Below are 21,786 nucleotides of genomic sequence, written 5' to 3' on the forward strand. Positions count from 1 at the left end.
GTGATATAGATCACAAGATATTCGATTTATGAGAGACATGAACGAAGCAAATCGGTTTTTATCCCAACCAATTGCTTCTGTTAGACTGGCATAATATTACCATTATTCACACAAAAAGTGCGGTGTTTTTTTGGCTGCATTTGGGTAAGTTGTTCATGAGTAATGGCACTCACAAACACTTGCGACCCACTACTTTGCAAACGTTCCGCCAACAGCCCTCGTTTCGTTTCATCAAGCTCTGAGGCAAAATCATCAATTAAGAAAATACAGTGGCGATTTTTTTGTGCCATCAAATGCTCCCCTTGCGCAAGCCGTAAAGCACACATTAACAATTTTAATTGCCCACGTGAAAGCACATCTTCTACAGGTAATCCATTCGCTTTAAAACGAAAATCTGCTTTTTGCGGGCCTGACAGCGTATAACCGATAGCTTTATCTCGCTCAAAATTACGCATCAAAATATCACCATAATCCGCTTCCTTTTCCCACCCCTGATGAAAACTGACTTGAATCTCAAGTTCCGGTAAAAATTGTGCACAGGTTTTTTCGATTTCTGGCCGCAATGCTTCCGCATAGTTCTCACGCCATTGGCTGACCTGATGGGCGAGTTTGACTAACTCCATATCCCAAATTTTCAATGCTTGATAATTTGACGTTTGAAATAGCGCCGCATTACGCTGTTTCAATAAACGATGTAAATTTGACCATGCGGTATGAAAACCCGATTGATGATGAAATAAACCCCAGTCTAAAAAGGCACGACGATAACTCGGCCCACCATTCAGCAAAGTTAAACCTTCAGGCGTAATAATTTGCATAGGCAAAAGATGGGCAAGGTCGGCAATTTTATTACCATCTTCCCCATTAATTTTCACAATGGTATTGCCTTGTCGTAATTTTTGCAGCCCAACAGACCATTGGTGTTGCTGTTCTTGAATACGCCCATGTAACAGAAAATGCGGCTGTTCATAAGAAATTATTCGATTTGTGACCGCACTTTTAAAGGAACGCCCATGCCCTAAATAAAAAATGGCTTCCAATAAACTGGTTTTACCACTGCCATTTGCACCGACCAAAAAGTTAAAGCCGTGATCTAATTCAAGATCGACGGCTGTTAAATTACGGAAATGTTCAATCAATAAACGAGAAAGCGCCATGATCCCACTATAATCTCATTGGCATAATCACATACTCAGCGCTCGCATCTTCACAATCTTCGATCAAACAACTGGATGAGGAATCCGTTAAACGCATACGTACTTGGCGACATTTTAATGCATTCAACACATCTAAAATATAAGTCACATTAAAACCCACTTCCATTTCTTCACCCACATAAGAAATATCAAGGATTTCCTCCGCCTCTTCCTGCTCTGGGTTCGATGACGTGATTTTCAATTGATTTTCACTTAATTGTAAGCGAACACTACGCACTCGCTCATTACATAAAATCGCAGCACGTAAAAACGCTTGCTTTAATATATCCCAGTCTGCCTCCACAATACGATTCGCATTACGTGGTAAAACACGACGATAATCAGGAAAACGTCCATCAATTAATTTTGAGGTAAACACCGTATTTGGCAATTGTACACGTAAATTATTTGTCCCAATTTGCAATTGAATCCCTTGATCGTTATGCTCCAATAAACGCATCAACTCTAATACCCCTTTACGCGGTAAAATCACAGAATGTGTTTGCAAATCTTGCTCTAACGCAATAGTACACACCGCAAGGCGATGTCCATCGGTTGCCACAGTACGTAACAAATTCCCCTCTGTTTCAAATTTCATACCATTCAGAAAATAGCGCGCATCTTGATTGGCCATCGAAAATTGAGTGGATTCGATTAAACGGCGTAAAGTACTCTGTGGCAAGACAAATTCCACTTCTGACTGCCAAGAGGCTAAATTTGGATACTCTTCCGCAGGTAAAGTCGTTAAACTAAATTTACTGCGCCCAGAACGAATAATCGCACGTTCTTCTTCTAATAACACCTGAATCTCTGAATTCTCAGGCAGGCTCTTACAAATATCCAAGAATTTCTTTGCCGGAATCGTAAAACTGCCATTTGTTTGCGAAGAAGAAAGTATCGCTTGCGTAGAAAGCTCTACTTCTAAATCTGTCCCTGTTATGGTTAAACGCTCTTGCTCCACTTGTAATAATACATTATTCAATACAGGAATATTTGGTCGCCCACTGAGTACGCCACATACTTGTTGCAAAGGTTTTAACAGATTTTCTCTTGAAATAATAAACTGCATAGCCGTTTCCTTATGACGATAATGTTCTGACTAAATTTGAATAATCTTCTTGCACATTGCTATCTTCTTTACGTCTTTGTGCCACTGCCTTACAGGCATGTAAAACCGTAGTATGATCACGATCTCCGAAGTTTTTACCGATTTCAGGCAAACTACGATTGGTTAATTCTTTTGCTAGCGCCATTGCCAATTGTCGAGGGTGTGCAATAGATTTAGTACGTACTTTAGATTTTAAATCCGACACTTTAATCCGATAATATTCCGCGACCACTTTTTGAATATTCTCTATCGTGACAAGGCGATCTTGCACAGCAATCATATCTTTTAAAGATTCACGCACAAAATCAATATCAATTTTTTTTCCGGTAAAATCTGCTGTCGCACTAATCCGATTCAATGCCCCCTCTAGCTCACGCACATTGGCGCGCAATTTCTGCCCAATAAAAAAGGCAACTTCTTGGGGTAAATCTAGATTTTTTTCTTCCGCTTTTTTCAGTAAAATCGCCACCCTCGTTTCTAACTCTGGTGGCTCAATGGCAATGCTCAACCCCCAACTAAAACGGGATTTCAAACGCTCTTCTATTTTATCAATTTCTTTAGGGAAGCGATCGGAAGCAAGAATAATTTGGCGCCCCCCCTCAAATAAAGTATTAAAAGTATGAAAAAACTCTTCCTGCGTCCCCTTTTTCTCCGCAAAAAATTGAATATCATCAATCAATAATACATCTAAAGAGCGGTAGAATTTTTTAAATTTTTCAATACTTTCTGTTCGTAGTGCTTTAACCATTTCTTGCACAAAACGCTCAGAATGAATATATACCACTTTCGCTTCTGGATTATTGGCTAAAATACCGTTGCCAATGGCGTGTAATAAATGGGTTTTTCCTAGCCCTGTGCCGCCATATAAAAAGAGCGGGTTTAAATCATGCTCGCCTGGATTTTCAGCGACTTTTTGCGCAACCGCACGCGCTAATTGATTTGACTTACCCTCCACAAAATTCTCAAATACATGCTTTGTATTGAGATTAGAGCGATAAGTGACAGTTTTTTCCGTCTCTTGTACCGGCTTCACGACTTCATCATTTCCGGATGACGGTGTCTCACTCACTTTAGCGACACTGACAGGCTTCACCCCTTCTTGCAACTTCACCACAAAATCCGTATTTTTACTCAAAAACTGAACAATTTCCGTAATTTTGCCTAAATAATTATTTTGCACCCAATCCAAAACAAAACGATTTGGCCCATATAACACCAAAACATTGCCTTGAACATCGGCTTGCAAAGGGCGTAACCAAGTGCTGAAATGCGTTGGCGAAACCTGATCTTGTAGTTGAGAAAGGCAATCTTGCCACAGTGAAGACACAATAAGCTCCGTTTATTTAATAGTTCTAATCTTAAATAGTGTTGTGCGAATCGGATTATTTTAGCAAATACAGGATATATTGATGATGCTGTTCTCTGATATGTATCCTTTATACAATCCAAAATGCCGTTTTGTGTTTAGTTGAAAACTGACAAGCTGATTTTACAATAAACTGACATAAAGATCTTTATCCGAATGCGAAAAATTTAAAAAAGCCTCACAGCGGTTGATCTTTATCTAAAAAGCCGTATAATTCCCCCGTCAATCAACTTTGCACAAAAAACAGCCAATGCAGCATTATTTTTACCTGACACGCTGGATTTTGGCTATTCCTATTTGACGAATGGACGAATAAAGATTAAAATTCCGTCCCTCATTTTATGATAATTTTTTTCATTAGAACAATTGAATTTAGGTAGAATTAAGTTATGAAACGTACATTTCAACCATCTGTATTAAAACGTAGCCGTACTCACGGTTTCCGTGCACGTATGGCAACGAAAAACGGCCGTCAAGTATTAGCTCGTCGTCGTGCTAAAGGTCGTAAAAGTTTAAGCGCATAATCTTAACCACATTTCGTGTGATTAAGCTAAACTTTTCAAGGGAGTTACGCTTAGTAACTCCCAGTCAATTTAAATTCGTCTTTCAAGAGCCGCTTCGCGCGAGTTCGCCTCAAATTACCATTTTAGCCCGCCCTAATCATGCTGATGTTCCTAGACTGGGTTTAACGGTCGCCAAAAAACACCTGAAACGCGCTCACGATCGTAATCGAATCAAACGCATTTGTCGTGAAAGCTTCCGCTTATTACAACATGATTTACCCCATTGGGATTTCGTGATCGTGGCCAAAAAAGGGATTGGTAATTTAGATAATCAGACATTAACACACACATTAAGCAAACTATGGCATCGTCACATGCGTTTGGCACAAAAATCCTAATTGGGCTGATTAAATGCTACCAATATGTTATCAGTCCGCTTATTGGGCCTCGTTGTCGTTTTTACCCAACTTGCTCTCAATACGGCATTGAAGCATTAAAAACGCATGGAATGCTAAAAGGGAGTTGGCTAACGCTCAAGCGTGTATTAAAATGTCATCCTTTAAATGCTGGTGGGCATGATCCTGTGCCACCTAAGAAATCAATCACAAACAAAGAGAAACAATAATGGATTCTAGACGTAGTTTACTCGTTATCGCACTACTTTTTGTGTCTTTTCTTGTCTATCAACAATGGCAATTGGATTACCACACACCAAAGCCAGTTGTCACTGAACAACAAGAAACAAACACTCATTCGGATACACCACAAAGCACCAGCGCGACAACTAATATGGTGGATACTCAAACTAAAGGGCGCATTATTACTTTAGAAAATGATGTACTTCGCTTAAAAGTGGACACTTTAGGTGGCGATGTTGTGGAGTCTGAGTTATTAAAATATGATGCAGAACTCAATTCCAATACACCATTTATCTTATTACAAGACAAAGCGAATCACCTATACGTCGCACAAAGTGGCTTAATCGGCAAAGATGGTATTGATAGCCGCGCCGGTCGAGCAGCTTACCATGTAGAAGGTGACAACTTTAAATTAGCTGATGGACAAGAGACCTTGACCGTTCCTCTAACTTTTGAGAAAGACGGCGTTATTTATCGCAAAATTTTTGTCTTAAAACGCAATGCTTATGATTTAGCTGTTAATTTTGAAATTCAAAATAATAGTGCTAACTCAATTGAAGTTCAGCCTTATGGCCAACTAAAACATACCCTAGTAGAAAGTTCAGGCAATATCGCAATGCCAACTTATACCGGTGGCGCCTATTCTTCTTCTGAAACAAATTACAAAAAATACAGCTTTGAAGACATGGAAAAAGCCAATTTATCCATTAACACCAAAGCAGGCTGGGTTGCGGTATTACAACATTACTTTGTTTCAGCATGGATTCCAAACCAAGATGCCGATAACCAACTTTACTCAAGCACAGGTAATGGTTATGGCTTTATAGGCTATCGTGGCCCAATTACCACTATTCCAACAGGCGTGACAGAAACAATCAGCAGCCATCTTTGGACAGGTCCAAAATTACAAAATGAAATGGCTCAAGCTGCTAACAATTTAGATTTAACCGTAGATTATGGCTGGGCATGGTTTATTGCAAAACCTCTCTTTATGTTACTTGAATTCATTCAAAGTATCGTGAAAAACTGGGGCTTAGCGATTATTGGTGTGACTTTAGTTGTAAAAGCTATTTTATATCCGCTCACTAAAGCACAGTATACCTCAATGGCAAAAATGCGCATGTTACAACCGAAAATGCAAGAAATGCGTGAGCGTTTTGGTGACGATCGTCAACGCATGAGCCAAGAAATGATGAAATTGTACAAAGAAGAAAAAGTCAATCCATTGGGAGGCTGCTTACCAATTTTGTTACAAATGCCGATTTTCATTGCGCTTTATTGGACGTTCATGGAAGCGGTTGAATTACGCCATGCGCCATTCTTTGGCTGGATTCAAGATTTATCCGCCCAAGATCCTTACTACATTTTACCTATCCTAATGGGTGGTTCCATGTACTTGTTGCAAAAACTCTCTCCAACTCCAATGGCAGATCCAATGCAACAACGCATTATGAACTTTATGCCACTGATCTTTATGGTATTCTTCCTCTGGTTCCCAGCAGGATTGGTATTATACTGGTTAGTTTCAAACTTAATTACCATTGTACAACAACAATTAATTTATCGTGGGTTAGAGAAAAAAGGCTTACATTCTCGAGCAAAATAATTATCCCACTCATCACAGAGGCATCAGAGAAATTTGGTGCCTTTTTTGTTATAAAACACCGCCTGTAACTTTCGTTACAAGCGGTTAGTTTCATTAAAATTTACATCAATACGATAACACCAATGGCTTACCTAATTTCGCTAAAATGTTGTGCTTACCGTACTATGCCTATACGCTTCATTTCTAGAAATAGCAAACATTTTTAAATAACACTTGAACTGTGTGTATGCGTGTGTATAATAATGCTTGATTAAGACATAAGGAGATTTGCATGCGATCCAGCGACTTAATCAAGGAGCTGAAAGCTCACGGTTGTTACCTAAAGCGACAAGGGAAAGGAGATCATCAAATATGGTTTTCACCTAAAACAGGAAAGACGTTTCCTGTTCCACACCCTAAAGGCAATTTACCAATTGGAACGATCAGATCCATCAAAAAATCGGCAGGGCTTTTATAGCTCTGCCGAGCTAAACAAGGAGTTTATATGTTATTTACTATCGGCGTTGAAACACCTAAAAACGAAAATGAAGCCTTTGGCTTATGCGTTCCAGCATTATTTAACGAAAACTACTCTTGCTATAGTGGTGCAGATAAAGTTGAAGATATTGTGCCAATGGTTACAGATGCCATTCACTCAATGCTTGAAACAATGGTTGAAGACGGCTTTGATATTACTACAATTAAAGATTTGGGCTTTATGCGCTATAAAAACCAAGACGATTTTGAGTTCTGCGATAGTTGGTTGCTGGTTGATGTGGATATTACTGCTTATTTTGGCAAACGTCAGCGTGTCAATATCGTATTGCCACAATACTTATTAGACCGTATAGACCAACGCGTAGCAAATAACCCAATTTACAAAGATCGCAGTCATTTCCTTGCTCTCGCTTCACAACGAGAATTAGTTGGAAGCGAATTAAGATATTGACATCCTCCTCTACCTAAAGTCAGGGGATTCCTACTGTGTCTAAATCTGAAGATTTAGCTCACTTCGGTAGGTTCTTGCTGCTGACCTCTAATGAGGTTCACTTCACAAGCGAACTGGGCGTGTCCCGCCCTTAATACATTCATTGCCCCCACAACATCAGCATTTTCAGTATATCCGCATTCCACACATTCAAAATTTGCCTGTGTTTGACGGTTTTCTTTAGCGATATGACCACAACAAGGGCAAGTACGACTGGTATTTTTCGGATTAACTGCAAGCAAGTAGCCTCCTAACCAAGCGGATTTACAATCCAACGCCTTATTGAACACAAAACGAGAACAACCACAAAATTGATTGATTTTGTGTTGTTGTTCGCCATTTGGTCTCATTTCAAATTTAAAGGCTTTACGGATAAGCATAATTCAGTCACAATAGAATTTTGAATTGATTATATCCTTGGTCTATGCAAAAGAAACTGAAATTAGACGCGGTAGGCATTGTGTCTTTAATTTACATATTCATTTAGTTTTCGTCACAAAATACCGCAGAGATGTTTTTACGAAAGAAATGCTTGATGATTTAGCTGAAATTTTTAAATCAGTCTGTGCTGATTTTGAAGCGGAATTAGTTGAATTTGATGGTGAAGATGATCACGTTCATTTACTTGTAAACTATCCGCCTAAAGTAGCAGTTTCTATGCTAGTTAATAGTATAAAAAATGAAAAAACACACCGCACTTTTGATACTTAGAGAAAAGTGCGGTCTATTTGAGAAAAGTTTTATGAAAGAAACCATTGTGGCACAAGCCACTGCTATCGGGCGAGGGGGCATTGGAATTTTACGGGTCTCTGGTCCCAAAGCCAAAGAAGTCGCACAAGCGGTACTCGGCAAATGCCCAAAGCCACGCACAGCAGATTACTTACCTTTTAAAGATCATGATGGGACTATCCTTGATCAAGGTATAGCCCTTTATTTCCAAAGCCCGAATTCTTTCACTGGGGAAGACGTATTAGAACTGCAAGGACATGGGGGACAAGTCGTATTAGATCTATTGCTCAAACGCATCTTACAACTTGATGGCATTCGCTTAGCCCGTCCAGGTGAATTCTCAGAACAGGCTTTTTTAAATGACAAACTCGATCTTGCTCAAGCTGAGGCTATTGCGGATTTAATTGATGCCACTTCTGAACAAGCGGCACGTTCTGCGCTGCGCTCCTTACAAGGTGAGTTTTCTCATAAAGTGAACCAGCTAGTAGAATCCGTAACTTATTTACGCACTTATGTTGAAGCTGCCATTGATTTTCCTGATGAAGAAATTGATTTTTTAGCCGATGGAAAAATCGAAGGACACTTAAACGATATTATTGCGCAATTAGCCCAAGTACAAGCAGAAGCAAAACAAGGTTCTATTTTACGCGAAGGAATGAAAGTCGTGATCGCAGGTCGCCCGAATGCGGGAAAATCTAGCTTATTAAATGCCTTAGCTGGTAGAGAAGCCGCGATTGTTACTGATATTGCCGGTACAACCCGAGATGTATTACGTGAACACATTCATATCGACGGCATGCCACTACATATTATTGATACCGCAGGGCTACGCAATGCTACAGATGAAGTCGAGCGTATCGGTATCCGACGGGCTTGGCACGAAATTGAACAAGCGGATCGCGTAATATTAATGTTAGATAGTACGGATAGTGAAAACCAAGACCTGAATAAAGTGCGGTCAGAATTTTTGGAAAAATTACCTTCTCACATTCCTGTCACGATGGTTCGCAATAAAGCCGATTTAAGTGGCGAAACCGAACGCTTATTTGAACAAGATGGCTATACCATTATTTGCTTGTCTGCCAAAACTCAAGGTGGTATACAGCTATTACGTGAACACCTCAAACAATCTATGGGTTATCAAGCGAGTACCGAAGGGGGATTCTTAGCCCGCCGTCGTCATTTAGAAGCGCTTGAACACGCAAGTGAACATCTACAACGCGGACATATCCAGCTCACCCAATTCCATGCCGGTGAATTACTCGCAGAAGAACTACGTTTAGTACAAAATCATCTCAGTGAAATTACCGGACAATTTACCTCCGATGATCTATTAGGACGTATTTTTAGCTCATTTTGCATCGGCAAATAAAAAGCGTCCATATAATCAGTTTCAAATCTCCCCTCTTGGCTAAAGAGGGGGACTTGTACCGATGACTCTCAATCCCAATGCTTAACAAACTTTAAGCCCTCAGCTACAAAGCAACTGACTTACACCTAACCGGCTACGCCTTACCATGCTCAAGCGGCTGAGGAAGGTTTTGGCACTAGGAAATAACGGAGAAAATAATACATTTATTCTTTGCATAAAAAAACGCCCCTTTCGGGGCGTTTACATTGGACGTATTAAAATGATTAAATCACAATAATACCGTCTTGGATATATACCGTTGCATTAGTATCGGATGAACGATACGCAGTATAACCATCAGGCGCTTGGCTTTCAGGCTGTTCAGAGAACGTACCCAAGTTCGGACTACTTGCGCTACCGCCGTTCGCCCCCAAGTCAATAGTCGCGGTACCAGTATAACCTTGAGCTTTTTGGATAAACAAGCCACTATAACGTACGCCATCAATCGTCCAAGTACCTTCTTGATTCTTACCAGCAGCTGAGCTACTTAAATCAATCTCACGGGCAGTTTCGATATCAATGGATTCGAAGTTACGGAAAACATTCAACGTGTTATTGTTGATATTTACCGTTGAATCGATCTTAAGCGTATCCCAACCTGAGCCACCATTTACATCAACGCCGCCAAGACCAGGGGCACTCACAATACCACTCAAGACAAAGGTATCGTCGCCGTTACCCATATCGATATTGATTGAGCCACTACCGGTTACGGTAAATGCCTGACCTTGAGGGGCATTAGCGCGGCCTGTATCAAACAGGTCGTTACCATCACCCATATTCACATTAATGCTGCCGCGACCTGCACCGACCATCATGTAGTCTTCCAAGAAGATAGCATCATTGCCTGTACCCATATTGATGTTGGCATCATTGGTTCCATTGGTCTGAATGGTATGTGCAATCAGTGAGTCATTACCTGCACCAAAGTTAAGGTTAACACCATTGTTATATGGGCCAATAGGCGTACCCATACCGACGTTACCTAAAAGGCCACCGGCTTCGCCAACAACCACCACATCGTTACCGTTGCCAATATTATCATTCACACGGTATTCGCCGGTATTTCTACCACCGACCAAACCATCACGAGTGTAGATGTTTGGCATATGGATCAGGTTCACTGCGTTGGTACCTGTCAGGTTGTTTCTCGCTGTATTACCTGCGATGTCGGTGATATTGACATCGAAGCTGTAGCGGTCAACCAAACCACCAGCAGTAGAGCTGCTCAGACCCAGGTTCGGAATCAACACGATACCTTCATCGTTCACTGTGCGTCCGCTGCCGCCGTTTACGGTAGCATAAGCACCAGGCTCCAAACCACGTAACAGCAAGCTGTAAGTACCGTCGCTATTGCGAGCTGCGCTGACATAGCCAGACGGAGTCACATGGTCGTAAGTGGTGGTCAGAACGTTCGACACAACGCTGGTATCATCTTTCAGACGTACTTGGACGTTGTGCTTCCAAACTTCCATTTCATCGTTGTTCGTCAATCTGAAGCTGCCATCACCTGTACCGCCATTGTTCCAAGTTAAACCGCCGTTAGTGGTGTATTCCCACGCTTGGCCACCTGTGCCGGTTACCAAAATATCCGGATCGCGTGTAATGCCGTCGCTATTAGTACCACGCGTGCCTGCACCGAAAGTATCAGTCTCTAAAGCAACACGTAAGTTTACTGGCGGTGTCGGAGCAACAGAAGTGTCATTGATTGTCGCTTCGTTACCTTCTACGCCACCAACCGTGTATTTCACAGTTTCCGCACCTTCAGTAGTGGTATCCGCCACGACTGGAGTAGTAATGGTGAATTCAGTTACACCTGCAGGAACGTTCAGCGTGCCGTCGGCGTTACGAGTTACACCGTTTGAGTAGGTGGTATTCGCATCGTCGAAGTCAGCATCGGTCGCGCTGTCTTGAGAGCGTGAAACCGCTAGGTTTTCAACACCGTTATTATTGGTTAATTTCACGGTAGTTACCATGTTTTGACCTTCATCAACAGGTGTAGTGGTTACCACGCCAACTGGGTTACCGTCTGTATCTGTACCGCCGTCTACTTCAGCGTTTTTGCTGTCTTCCCCAGCTTCGCCTGTACCTGTTGCAGTGTTGTTCTGCCCATCTGTACCCACAGCTGTTACAGTTGAATTATCTTTCACCGAGTCTTGTGGAATGGTTACTTCGCCTGTTGTTGGATTAACTGTTGCACCAGTGCCGTTTGGATCGGTAAGTGTCCATGTACCAGTAGACGGATCTTTAGTCACAGTGACTGTCTTCGGCTGATCATCTTCGCCTGTGAAGCTGATTTCTACTTTTTCATTATCAGCACCTGGTTTCACTTTCACGCCACCAGTATTGTCTTCATCGGTATCCTGTTCAACCGTTGGTTCGTCTGCTTCAGTGTCTGCATCTGCATCGCTGTCAGAATCAGAATCACTGTCAGAGTCAGAATCGCTATCAGAGTCTGAATCACTGTCAGAATCAGAATCGCTGTCAGAGTCAGAATCGCTGTCAGAATCATCGCGACCCGCTTGAACTGTATCTGCATCAGCAGTGTTGCCGGCATCGTTTGTGCCAGTTGAATCTACATCAGAGCCATCTTCTACACCATCGTTTGGAATAGTAACAGTACCTGTGGTTGGATCAATCCATGGTGTTTTACCATCAGTTGTTGGCGAAGTTGGTAGATCGTTACCGTCTTTGTCTGTCGCGGTCCAAGTATCAGGCTTGCCATCACCATCAGTATCTGTTTTTTCAGTGGTGATAACTTGTGGGTTGCCGTCTTCATCGGTGTAAGTTGTTGTACCACCAGTGTTGTCTTTACCTGGGGTAACTGTAACAGAACCATCGTCCTCAGCATTGATCACTGGTTTATCCGCATCATCTTTACCTGAAGTCGCAGTATCTGTTGCGGTATTACCTTCTTCATCTGTACCAGTAGCGATTACAGGCGTTTCGTCTTTTACTTCATCTTTTGGAATGGTAACAGTGCCTGTTGTTGGATCAATCCATGGTTTACCATCAGCCGTTGGTGCAGTTGGTAAATCGTTGCCATCTTTGTCTTTGGCTGTCCAAGTGTCCGGCTCGCCATCACCATCGGTATCTGTTTTTTCTGTGGTGATTACTTGTGGGTTGCCATCTTCATCGGTATAAGTGATTGTACCGCCAGTGTTATCTTTACCTGGGGTAACGGTTACTGAGCCATCATCTTCTGCGGTAACTTCTGGCTTGTCAGCAAACTTAATTGTCGAATCATCAGAGCCTGATACCGATGTGCCATTTGGTTTGGTGATAGTTGCAGTGACGGTTACTGGGCCATCTTTAGCATCTGGCGTCCACTCAACATCAACTGAACCATTGTCAATATCCGCTTGAGTCAAAGGACGATCTAGCAATACGTTACCGTTACTATCAACAATCTTAATTGTGTCACCAACCTCATAGCCAGAATCGTTAGGGAATGTAACAGTGACATTCACCACACCATTTGGCATATCAGAATTCGTGATAGCGCCATCGTCGCCATCATTAATATTGACGATTGGGTCTTTCAACGTATTAGAATCTGTTCCAGCCTGTTTGGTATCCGCATCAGCAGTGTTGTTATGCTCATCTTTACCTGTGGCATCAACATCAGACCCATCTTTCACTTCATCTTGTGGAATCGTGATCACGCCAGTCGTTGGATCGATAGTCACCTCATCTGTTGGGTCATTATCTTTCCATTCACCGGTAGTTGGATCTTTAGTGAACGTTTTTTCCTGCTCATTACCGTCTTCATCAGTGTATTTCACAGTGACTTCAGTGTTGTCATCGCCCGGTGTTACCGTTACAGAACCATCAGTTGTGCTTGGTGTAATAACCGGTTTATCCGCACTAGTATCAGGATTGTTATTTGAATCTGTTCCAGCCTGTTTGGTATCCGCATCAGCAGTGTTGTTATGCTCATCTTTACCTGTGGCATCAACATCAGACCCATCTTTCACTTCATCTTGTGGAATCGTGATCACGCCAGTCGTTGGATCGATAGTCACCTCATCTGTTGGGTCATTATCTTTCCACTCACCGGTAGTTGGATCTTTAGTGAACGTTTTTTCCTGCTCATTACCGTCTTCATCAGTGTATTTCACTGTGACTTCAGTGTTATCTTTGCCTGGAGTAACTGTAACAGAACCATCTGTTGTGCTTGGTGTAATAACTGGTTTATCCGCGCTAGTATCAGGATTGTTATTTGAATCTGTACCTGCAGTCTGAGTATCTGCATCTGCGGTATTGCCGTTATCGTCTTTACCTGTTGCATCAACATCAGACCCATCTTTCACTTCATCTTGTGGAATCGTGATCACGCCGGTAGTTGGGTCGATAGTGACAGTATCTGTTGGGTCATTATCTTTCCACTCACCAGTAGTTGGATCTTTAGTGAACGTTTTTTCTTGCTCATTACCGTTTTCATCAGTGTATTTCACTGTAACTTCAGTGTTGTCATCACCTGGTTTAATTGTAACAGTACCGTCTGTTGTGCTTGGTGTAATAACTGGTTTATCCGCGCTAGTATCCGGATTGTTATTTGTATCTGTACCTGCAGTTTGAGTATCTGCATCTGCGGTATTACCGTTATTATCTTCACCAGTTGCTTCTACAGTTGTGCCATCTTTCACTTCATCTTGTGGGATCGTGATAACACCTGTTGTAGGGTCGATGGTGACCTTGTCATTTGGATCGTTATCGACCCATGTGTCAGGAACGCCGTCACCATCTGTATCTTGTTTAGTAAAGGTTTTTTCTTGTGGATTACCGTCTTCGTCCGTATATTTTACGGTGATTTTAGTGTTATCCGCACCTGGCTTAATAGTCACAGAACCATCTGTACCGCTTGGTGTAATAACTGGCTTATCTGCTGTAGTATCGGTATTATTGTTATTATTGTTATTATTGTTATCACCGCCACCACTACCGCCACCGGCTAAAAGTGCTGCCGAACCGGCAATAGGAATAAGGGCTAATAACCACCATGGGCTATATACCCAAAAACCGGAAATTTCATCACCACCTAATGCTTGTGGCGCTGCATCGCCATTATCTAATTGGCTTACCGCGTCAGCCACTTGGCTAGACTCAGGCACATAAGCATACATTTTGCCGTTTTCATGTAAACCGACAACTAAGTTTGTTGTATTTTCAGCATCAGTAGTATCGCCATAATAATTTTTAATAACGATATCCACTGTTTGATCACCATCTTGTAATAAGATGTTTAAATTGCTGCCATCACGTTGTGCAACAATTGTTTCAGGCGCATAGCCCGTCTGATTATCAATTAATTGATAATTCACTTTATCTTGTGCTTCAATGGTTAACACTTCACCGCGTTGAAGCTGGTAAGACGCTAACTCAGATTTCGCGTTAAGCACCTTTAATGTTGTTGACATAAGTATTCCTTTAAATTATTTCTTAATATGCAACGAATAAATTATTCACTTGCTTACTTGCAAGCTCTCACACGTGAAAGGGTTTGTTTCACTGTTGGTAAGCCTTTGACTTCGCTTTCTGCTTGAGCGTTATCAATCACGCTTAAAACAGGTTGCGCACTCGCATTTGGTGATACTTTAACGTAGGTCACTTGCTGCGCAGGTAGCGAATAAGTGGCATTTGGAAGTTGAGCTTGCTTAGCCAATCCTGGAGTTGCAAGCAAAGTGGCTAGCTGATTATCGTTAGCACAAACAACAACTGTACTGATAGAATTTGGAAGAAGAGAGGCTTGATAATGATTATTTACATAAACATTCATCGGCGCAGGCTCTGAATCTGCTTGTCGATAAAACACAAGAAGAGATTCATTATCTTTTAAATTTCCAGTACCAATTGACGAAGTACCGAATGTATCCCAGCGTTCCGCAGTTGGTGCGCAAGCCATTAAAGCTCCGCTTAATAACACGGCTGTCGCTGTAGAAAGAAGGCGTTTTTTCATAAACATTCCTTTATTTTCTTGATTGGCATTTCAACAACGGCTTTATACACGGCAAGAAAACTTATCATCAAAAGTACTCTACATCTAACCGCTCATAAAACCTTGTCACTTCAGCAAATTCTCATTTGGGCACTGCATTCCATGAACAGACCTCCGATGAGACTATAAGCCGTAAAATTGTAACCGATACAGCTAAACCATTCAGTAAACTTGTGAATTTATATGGTAAATTTAATACACCATGTTTGTTTGTTTGTTTGTTTGTTTGTTTGTTTGTTTGTTTGTTTGTTTGTCAATATTGTATATTCAAGTATCTATTAGGGAAGTTTTTATATTGAAAAATAAAAAAGAAGAAGGATTATATTGAGACGAATTCCGTTTGTCTCAATATAATCACTAAATGAAAGGATTAATGCGCTTCGTCCCAATTTTCTCCCACACCAATATCCACAATCAGCGGGACTGACAGCTCTGCGGCGTTTTCCATTAGCTGTTTAATTAAAACACTATATTTCTCCACTAAATCCGACCGCACTTCAAACACCAATTCATCATGTACTTGCATGATCATTTGAATATTTTCATCATCTCTGATCTGTTCGTCTATTTTAAGCATCGCTCGTTTGATAATATCCGCTGCCGTACCTTGCATTGGTGCATTAATGGCCACCCGTTCTGCACCTTTACGACGCATGGCATTACTGGACTGAATATCCGGCAAATACAAGCGACGGCCAAATAAAGTTTCGACAAAGCCATCATTTTTCGCTTTACTTTGAATATCGGTCATGAAGGTTTGTACATTTGGGTAACGCTGGAAATATAAATCCATGTATTTCTGCGCCTCACCTCGAGGGATCCCTAACTGACGAGACAAACCAAAAGCACTCATGCCATAAATTAGGCCAAAATTAATTGCTTTTGCACTACGACGTTGTTCAGATGTCACTGCTTCCAATGGTATGCCAAAAATTTCTGAAGCGGTGGAGCGATGAATGTCTTTACCTTCCGCAAATGCAGTGGTTAATCCCTTGTCACCTGATAAATGTGCCATAATCCGTAATTCAATCTGTGAATAGTCTGCTGCCAGCATTGTATATCCCTCACGTGGCACAAAAGCTTTACGAATTCGGCGACCGGCTTCATTGCGAATAGGAATATTCTGTAAATTAGGATCACTGGAAGATAACCGCCCTGTCGCCGTGACTGCCTGATGGTAAGAAGTATGTACCCGCCCTGATTGTTTATTTATCATCAACGGTAATTTATCCGTATAGGTAGACTTTAATTTGCTTAAGCCGCGATGTTCCACCAAGATTTTCGGCAATTCATGCTCATAGGCCAATTCTTCTAATACTTCTTCATTAGTTGACGGCGCGCCTTTTGGCGTTTTTTTCAAAACAGGTAAACCTAATCGCTCAAACAAAATCTCTTGTAATTGTTTGGTCGAAGCAAGATTAAAGCTTTGGCCAGCTAAATCAAAGGCTTTGCTCTCAAGTGCGGTCAGTTTTTGCGCAATTTCTCGTGACTGTTCAAATAGCAATTCACCGTCAATCAAAACACCATGTCGCTCAATGCGTGACAAGACACTTAACAAGGGTAATTCCATATCATTATATAAGGCCACAAGCGTTGATGTTTCGCTGAGCTTTGGCCATAAAGCTTGATGTAACTTCATGGTAATATCGGCATCTTCTGCCGCATATTCTCCAGCTTGTTCAATAGGGATTTGATTGAAAGTCAGTTGGTTTTTGCCTTTACCTGCAAGATCTTCAAAGGCAATTGTATTATGGCCTAAATAACGTTTCGCTAAATCATCCATATTATGTCGCCCTGTGCTATCTAGCACATAAGATTCTAACATGGTATCAAATGCTATACCTTTCACATTTATGCCATGTCGCGCAAAAATATTGAGATCAAACTTAAAATTCTGCCCAACTTTTTGAATAGCCTCATTTTCTAAAATGGGTTTTAGCGCATTTAATGCCGTTTCAAGGGAAATTTGCGACGGCGCGCCGATGTAATCATGCTGTAGAGGCAAATAAGCTGCTTCACCGTTTTCTAAGGCAAAAGAAATCCCGACTAAACGAGCGGACATATAATCCAAACTGTCGGTTTCCGTATCTAAAGCAATGAGTGTAGCTTGGCTTAATTTTTCCACCCATTTAGATAGTGCGGTTGAATCTAACAGAATTTCATATTGGCTACGATCTATCTCGACTTGGTTAACTGTACTTTCTGTGGCCTTGCTCGTTGCTTGATAAGGGTTAATCTTGACACCTTGTTCTGCTGACTTGGTGACTAAGCTTTCGCCATTCATCGCTTCTGTTAACCAGCGCTTAAATTCATAACGCCCGAAGTATTCGACTAATTCATCAAGGTTTTGAGTACCAAAGCGCAAATCATCTGGTTTAAAATCTAATGCCACATCTGTTTTAATTGTAGCAAGCGCATAAGATAAATCAGCATTTGCTTTTTCTGTCAGCAATTTTTCGCCCAATTTTTTGGCACCACGAATCGGCAAATCCGCTACTTTATCCAAATTGGCATAAATCTCGGCCATAGAGCCAATTCCTTGCAATAAACCCAGTGCGGTTTTTTCTCCCACGCCCGCCACGCCAGGAATATTATCCGAGCTATCGCCCATCAAAGCGAGATAATCAATAATTAATTCAGGGGGAATACCGTATTTATCCACGACACCGGCCGGATCAAGCAACGTGTTGTTCATGGTGTTAATCAACATAATTCGTTCATTAACTAATTGTGCCATATCTTTATCACCCGTAGAAATTAACACATTTTGACCGCACTTTGCCGCTTGTACTGCTAATGTACCAATCACATCATCCGCTTCTACGCCCTCCACAACTAATAGTGGAATGCCTAGTGCTTTGATAATTTGGTGCAAAGGTTGAATCTGCGCGCGTAATTCATCAGGCATTGGCGGGCGATGAGATTTATACTGTTCAAACATTTCATCTCGAAAGGTTTTGCCTTTCGCATCAAATACCACCGCAATATGTGTTGGCTGTACCTGTGCAATTAAGCTTTTTAACATATTCAACACACCATACATTGCCCCTGTTGGTTCGCCTAAGCTATTGGTTAATGGTGGGAAAGCATGAAAAGCACGGTATAAATAAGATGACCCGTCTACAAGCACTAATGGATTTTCGGCAATTTTTGTCATAATTTTCTCTAAAGATGTGATGAAGTTATTCAAATTATAGCATAGAATTATAGCTCATTCGTGCGCAAATATTTTAAGGAAACCTATGCCACTTTTCGATCATGCTCCGAAATCCCTATGTATTTTACGCCTTTCCGCCATTGGTGATGTATGTCATGTTGTGGCGGCGGTACAACAAATTCAAGCCTATTGGAAAGAGACGCAAATTACATGGATTATTGGTAAAACCGAAGCCCAATTGTTATCAGGCTTAGCGGGAGTTAATTTCGTTGTTTATGATAAAAAAAGTGGCTGGAAAGGCGTTTTGGCCGTATGGAAACAATTAAAACACCAACGTTTTGATGCATTATTAAATATGCAAACTGCATTTCGGGCCTCCATACTCTCTCTCGGGATTCGCGCTAAATATAAAATCGGCTTCAGCGCCAAGCGCGCCCGTGAAGGACAATGGTTATTTACCAATCGTAAAACTCCTGAACCACAAAATCCCCATGTTTTAGACGGCTTTATGGCATTTGCTGCTTATCTTGGTGTGCCGATTAGCGCCCCTCACTGGCACATGCCCATTGATGACATTCATCGTCAGGCCGTGCAACAATATATTGACCCAAACCGAAAAAATGTATTAATTGCGCCTTGTTCGAGCAAAGCAGAAAAAGACTGGCTACCTGAACGCTATGCACAAGTGGCGAACTGGGCATACCAACACAATATTAATGTCATTTTATCCGCTTCTACCGCGCCTCGTGAACAAAAAATAATTGAAAAAATTACCGCACTTTGTGAATTTGACCCCGTCAATTTAGCCGGCAAAACCAGTTTAAAAGAGCTGACAGCCCTCATTGGTATGGTGGATTTGGTTATTTCCCCCGATTCGGCTGCGGCTCATATTGCCACAAGCCAAAACACACCGGTAATTGGACTATATGCTTATCATAATCCGCTGCGCACGGGGCCTTATAATAATCTGACTGATGTGATTTCCGTGTACGAACAAAATGCCATTAAAGAATTTGGTCAACCCTCTTCCAAACTGGCTTGGGCCACGAAATTAAAAGGCAAAAACCTGATGAGTGAAATTTCGGTCAACGACGTGATTACCCACATGCAAAAATGGCTCTCATAATGTCTATTCAGGTTTGGTTGTTTTTAACTCAAAAGCAAATTGGCTACCTTCCCCAACTTTGCTCGTAATTTGCAAATAGCTGTTATGCTGTTCTAAGGCATGTTTTACTATGGCAAGCCCTAATCCACTCCCACCTGTTTGATTACTGCGAGATTCGTCAACGCGATAAAATCGCTCAGTAAGATGAGGCAGATGTTTTTCCTCAATCCCAATACCATTATCTGAGACACAAAAACGCCCTCCGTTTTCATAAGGCTGCCAACTGATATGGATCACGGCGTTTTCGCCCGCATGTTTAATCGCATTATAAATTAAGTTAGACACTGCACTTTGTAGTTGATTTTCATCGCCTGTAACATATAAATCGGGCGCAATATCAAAACGGATTTGCTGATCATAAACGTTTAAAAGTGCGGTGTTTTTTTGTAAAGATAATATCAACTCGGACATATTGACCAAGTGATGCTCGTTGTTATTTGAGGTTTCAATTTTAGCCAGCAAGGTTAATTGCTGTAATAAATTTGACATTCTCTGGCTTTGTTCTTTCATGGCTTGCAACGCTTTTTGCTGAAACTCATTGCCCTCTTCTGGCTCTAAAAACTCAAGATAACCTTGTAATACAGTCAACGGCGTTCTTAACTCATGATTCATATTGGATAAGAAAGTTTGACGCGCATTTAATAAACGGATAATTTGGGTAATATCACGCGCTAATAAAAGATATGTTTCGCTGTCATATTCATTGAGATTGATTTCAATATAACGTTGGTTATGCGTTAATAATACCAATGGTCGCTTATGATTTTCTTTTTGAAAATATTGCTTAAACTCTGGATAGAAAATGATATTCAATACATTCTTTTTCGCTTTTTTATTCCAATAGAAATCAAATAATTCCTGTGCGCTATTATTACACCACGAAATATCCCCCTCTAAACTGCAAATAATAATTGAATCTGAAAAGGACTGAATATTGCGGTTTAACTTTGACAATAAGCGTAAACTTTTAATTTTTTCTCGACGTGTTTTATTTTTATTGTAGGCAATGGTAGGAGAAAGATTTTCCAACTTAGAAAATTTCGTATTTTTTTCTTCTTTAGGATTCAGCAATTTCAATAAATGCAGCTCGCTATAGTTGTGCCAAACCAATAATAGAATAAGTGTGACAATAAACCAATTCGCAAATGTATTGGTAAATAAACTAAATAGGTATGCAATTAACGCTGCAAGAGTTAATTCAATAATAAAACTTTTATAAGAAATATTAAACTTCATTGCCTTGCTCAATCATTAAAATGGTTAGAAAAACGATACCCAGAACCTCGCACGGTTTGAATATAACGATCAAACTGACAAGCTTCTAAATTTCTGCGTAAACGACGAATATACACATCTACGGTACGATCTTCTACATAGATGTCATTTCCCCAAATAAAATCTAACAATTGTTCACGGCTATATACTTTTTCAGGGTGCGTCATAAAGAAATGTAATAATTTAAATTCTGTTACACTTAAATTGATTTCTGTTTGCTGATACATGACCCGCTGGGCATTCTGATCGATCTGTAAACCATCTATGTCGATAATATTACTTTCTTGCTGATAAGTTCGTCGCAACACTGCATCAATACGCGCAAGCAGAACTTTAGGCGAGAACGGTTTAGTCACATAATCATCAGCGCCTTCATTCAAACAGGTAATGCAATCTTCTTCCGCACTACGGGCTGTCAGCATAATAATTGGCAACCCTTTTGTTTCCTCATGTTTTTTCAAATATTGAATAAACTGAATACCAGAACGGCCAGGCAACATCCAGTCTAGCAAGACCAACTTCGGTTTTTCTGCTAATTTATTGACCGCACTTTGATAATCTTCTGCTTCTAAAATCTCAAAATGCTGCTGTTTTAAAAAAAAGACGATCATATCTCTAATCGCCTGTTCGTCTTCCACGACAAGAATACGCTCTGCCATATTTTGTA

General features: G+C 41.0%; 17 protein-coding genes and 1 pseudogene. 9 read left to right on the top strand and 9 right to left on the bottom strand.

Annotation, left to right across the window (positions count from 1 at the left end):
• Positions 1–80 precede the first annotated feature (80 nt).
• From recF to dnaA, 3 genes are read right to left on the bottom strand one after another with little or no spacing between them, the layout of a single operon-like run.
• Positions 81–1,157, bottom strand: coding sequence for a DNA replication/repair protein RecF (gene recF / locus CVP05_RS04805; RefSeq protein ID WP_100288450.1), 1,077 nt, complete (start codon positions 1,155–1,157; stop codon positions 81–83).
• A gap of 7 nt (positions 1,158–1,164) precedes the next feature.
• Entirely contained in the window at positions 1,165–2,265 is a 1,101-nt protein-coding gene (gene dnaN / locus CVP05_RS04810) for a DNA polymerase III subunit beta (protein WP_100288451.1), read from the bottom strand.
• A gap of 10 nt (positions 2,266–2,275) precedes the next feature.
• A complete protein-coding gene (gene dnaA, locus CVP05_RS04815) occupies positions 2,276–3,631 on the bottom strand; it encodes a chromosomal replication initiator protein DnaA (RefSeq protein WP_243389201.1) in 1,356 nt (451 codons plus the stop codon).
• A 428-nt stretch (positions 3,632–4,059) separates the two neighbouring features.
• Here dnaA and rpmH point away from each other — a divergent pair, with 428 nt between their 5' ends.
• From rpmH to CVP05_RS04845, 6 genes are all read left to right on the top strand, one after another.
• Positions 4,060–4,194: a 50S ribosomal protein L34 gene (gene rpmH, locus CVP05_RS04820; RefSeq protein ID WP_005539760.1), complete on the top strand. Its 135-nt coding sequence runs from the start codon at positions 4,060–4,062 to the stop codon at positions 4,192–4,194.
• Between the two features lie 17 nt (positions 4,195–4,211).
• A complete protein-coding gene (gene rnpA, locus CVP05_RS04825) occupies positions 4,212–4,571 on the top strand; it encodes a ribonuclease P protein component (protein WP_100288453.1) in 360 nt (119 codons plus the stop codon).
• A complete protein-coding gene (gene yidD, locus CVP05_RS04830; RefSeq protein WP_100288454.1) occupies positions 4,535–4,798 on the top strand; it encodes a membrane protein insertion efficiency factor YidD in 264 nt (87 codons plus the stop codon). The genes rnpA and yidD overlap by 37 nt, the downstream gene beginning before the upstream one ends.
• Positions 4,798–6,417 carry a membrane protein insertase YidC gene (gene yidC, locus CVP05_RS04835; protein WP_100288455.1) on the top strand — a complete coding sequence of 540 codons (1,620 nt, stop codon included), beginning with the start codon at positions 4,798–4,800 and terminating at the stop codon, positions 6,415–6,417. Before yidD ends, yidC begins: the two co-directional genes overlap by 1 nt.
• 271 nt (positions 6,418–6,688) lie before the next feature.
• Positions 6,689–6,874, top strand: a complete 186-nt coding sequence (locus CVP05_RS04840) for a type II toxin-antitoxin system HicA family toxin (protein WP_100288456.1) — start codon at positions 6,689–6,691, stop codon at positions 6,872–6,874.
• A gap of 27 nt (positions 6,875–6,901) precedes the next feature.
• Positions 6,902–7,345 carry a type II toxin-antitoxin system HicB family antitoxin gene (locus CVP05_RS04845; RefSeq protein WP_100288457.1) on the top strand — a complete coding sequence of 148 codons (444 nt, stop codon included), beginning with the start codon at positions 6,902–6,904 and terminating at the stop codon, positions 7,343–7,345.
• Between the two features lie 53 nt (positions 7,346–7,398).
• Here CVP05_RS04845 and CVP05_RS12750 read toward each other — a convergent pair whose 3' ends face one another.
• Positions 7,399–7,764 (bottom strand): zinc ribbon domain-containing protein, encoded by a 366-nt coding sequence (locus CVP05_RS12750; protein WP_100288458.1) that lies wholly within the window; start codon positions 7,762–7,764, stop codon positions 7,399–7,401.
• Positions 7,765–7,801: 37 nt separating this feature from the next.
• On the opposite strand from CVP05_RS12750, the pseudogene tnpA reads away from it, so the two are divergent.
• Positions 7,802–8,080, top strand: a pseudogene (tnpA, locus tag CVP05_RS04855) (IS200/IS605 family transposase); the annotation flags it as partial.
• A 46-nt stretch (positions 8,081–8,126) separates the two neighbouring features.
• Positions 8,127–9,485, top strand: a complete 1,359-nt coding sequence (mnmE, locus tag CVP05_RS04860) for a tRNA uridine-5-carboxymethylaminomethyl(34) synthesis GTPase MnmE (protein ID WP_100288459.1) — start codon at positions 8,127–8,129, stop codon at positions 9,483–9,485.
• Positions 9,486–9,748: 263 nt separating this feature from the next.
• On the opposite strand, the gene CVP05_RS12595 is transcribed toward mnmE, so the two are convergent.
• From CVP05_RS12595 to polA, 3 genes are all read right to left on the bottom strand, one after another.
• On the bottom strand, positions 9,749–14,944 hold the full coding sequence (locus CVP05_RS12595) for a beta strand repeat-containing protein (RefSeq protein ID WP_165773122.1): 5,196 nt from the start codon (positions 14,942–14,944) through the stop codon (positions 9,749–9,751).
• A gap of 53 nt (positions 14,945–14,997) precedes the next feature.
• Positions 14,998–15,483: a hypothetical protein gene (locus CVP05_RS04870; protein WP_100288460.1), complete on the bottom strand. Its 486-nt coding sequence runs from the start codon at positions 15,481–15,483 to the stop codon at positions 14,998–15,000.
• 409 nt (positions 15,484–15,892) lie between these two features.
• Complete coding sequence (polA, locus tag CVP05_RS04875) at positions 15,893–18,679, bottom strand: DNA polymerase I (protein WP_100288461.1); 2,787 nt, start codon at positions 18,677–18,679, stop codon at positions 15,893–15,895.
• An 85-nt stretch (positions 18,680–18,764) separates the two neighbouring features.
• Here polA and CVP05_RS04880 point away from each other — a divergent pair, with 85 nt between their 5' ends.
• Entirely contained in the window at positions 18,765–19,805 is a 1,041-nt protein-coding gene (locus CVP05_RS04880) for a glycosyltransferase family 9 protein (RefSeq protein WP_100288462.1), read from the top strand.
• Between the two features lie 3 nt (positions 19,806–19,808).
• Here CVP05_RS04880 and phoR read toward each other — a convergent pair whose 3' ends face one another.
• Together phoR and phoB are read right to left on the bottom strand one after the other, a co-directional pair.
• The gene (gene phoR / locus CVP05_RS04885) at positions 19,809–21,080 is read right to left on the bottom strand and encodes a phosphate regulon sensor histidine kinase PhoR (RefSeq protein WP_100288463.1); all 1,272 of its coding nucleotides are present in this window, start codon (positions 21,078–21,080) and stop codon (positions 19,809–19,811) included.
• Between the two features lie 8 nt (positions 21,081–21,088).
• The gene (gene phoB / locus CVP05_RS04890) at positions 21,089–21,778 is read right to left on the bottom strand and encodes a phosphate regulon transcriptional regulator PhoB (RefSeq protein ID WP_100288464.1); all 690 of its coding nucleotides are present in this window, start codon (positions 21,776–21,778) and stop codon (positions 21,089–21,091) included.
• Between the last annotated feature and the right edge of the window lie 8 nt (positions 21,779–21,786).

The sequence above is a fragment of the Conservatibacter flavescens genome, assembly GCF_002795425.1.
Taxonomy (GTDB): Bacteria; Pseudomonadota; Gammaproteobacteria; order Enterobacterales; family Pasteurellaceae; genus Conservatibacter; species Conservatibacter flavescens.

Excerpts from the sequence above, each read along its gene's own strand:
- recF (WP_100288450.1), bottom strand. The coding sequence starts at position 1,157 with ATGGCGCTTTCTCGTTTATTGATTGAACATTTCCGTAATTTAACAGCC.
- dnaN (WP_100288451.1), bottom strand. The coding sequence starts at position 2,265 with ATGCAGTTTATTATTTCAAGAGAAAATCTGTTAAAACCTTTGCAACAA.
- rpmH (WP_005539760.1), top strand. The coding sequence starts at position 4,060 with ATGAAACGTACATTTCAACCATCTGTATTAAAACGTAGCCGTACTCAC.
- yidD (WP_100288454.1), top strand. The coding sequence starts at position 4,535 with ATGGCATCGTCACATGCGTTTGGCACAAAAATCCTAATTGGGCTGATT.
- yidC (WP_100288455.1), top strand. The coding sequence starts at position 4,798 with ATGGATTCTAGACGTAGTTTACTCGTTATCGCACTACTTTTTGTGTCT.
- CVP05_RS04840 (WP_100288456.1), top strand. The coding sequence starts at position 6,689 with ATGCGATCCAGCGACTTAATCAAGGAGCTGAAAGCTCACGGTTGTTAC.
- CVP05_RS04845 (WP_100288457.1), top strand. The coding sequence starts at position 6,902 with ATGTTATTTACTATCGGCGTTGAAACACCTAAAAACGAAAATGAAGCC.
- CVP05_RS12750 (WP_100288458.1), bottom strand. The coding sequence starts at position 7,764 with ATGCTTATCCGTAAAGCCTTTAAATTTGAAATGAGACCAAATGGCGAA.
- mnmE (WP_100288459.1), top strand. The coding sequence starts at position 8,127 with ATGAAAGAAACCATTGTGGCACAAGCCACTGCTATCGGGCGAGGGGGC.
- CVP05_RS12595 (WP_165773122.1), bottom strand. The coding sequence starts at position 14,944 with ATGTCAACAACATTAAAGGTGCTTAACGCGAAATCTGAGTTAGCGTCT.
- CVP05_RS04870 (WP_100288460.1), bottom strand. The coding sequence starts at position 15,483 with ATGAAAAAACGCCTTCTTTCTACAGCGACAGCCGTGTTATTAAGCGGA.
- polA (WP_100288461.1), bottom strand. The coding sequence starts at position 18,679 with ATGACAAAAATTGCCGAAAATCCATTAGTGCTTGTAGACGGGTCATCT.
- CVP05_RS04880 (WP_100288462.1), top strand. The coding sequence starts at position 18,765 with ATGCCACTTTTCGATCATGCTCCGAAATCCCTATGTATTTTACGCCTT.
- phoR (WP_100288463.1), bottom strand. The coding sequence starts at position 21,080 with ATGAAGTTTAATATTTCTTATAAAAGTTTTATTATTGAATTAACTCTT.
- phoB (WP_100288464.1), bottom strand. The coding sequence starts at position 21,778 with ATGGCAGAGCGTATTCTTGTCGTGGAAGACGAACAGGCGATTAGAGAT.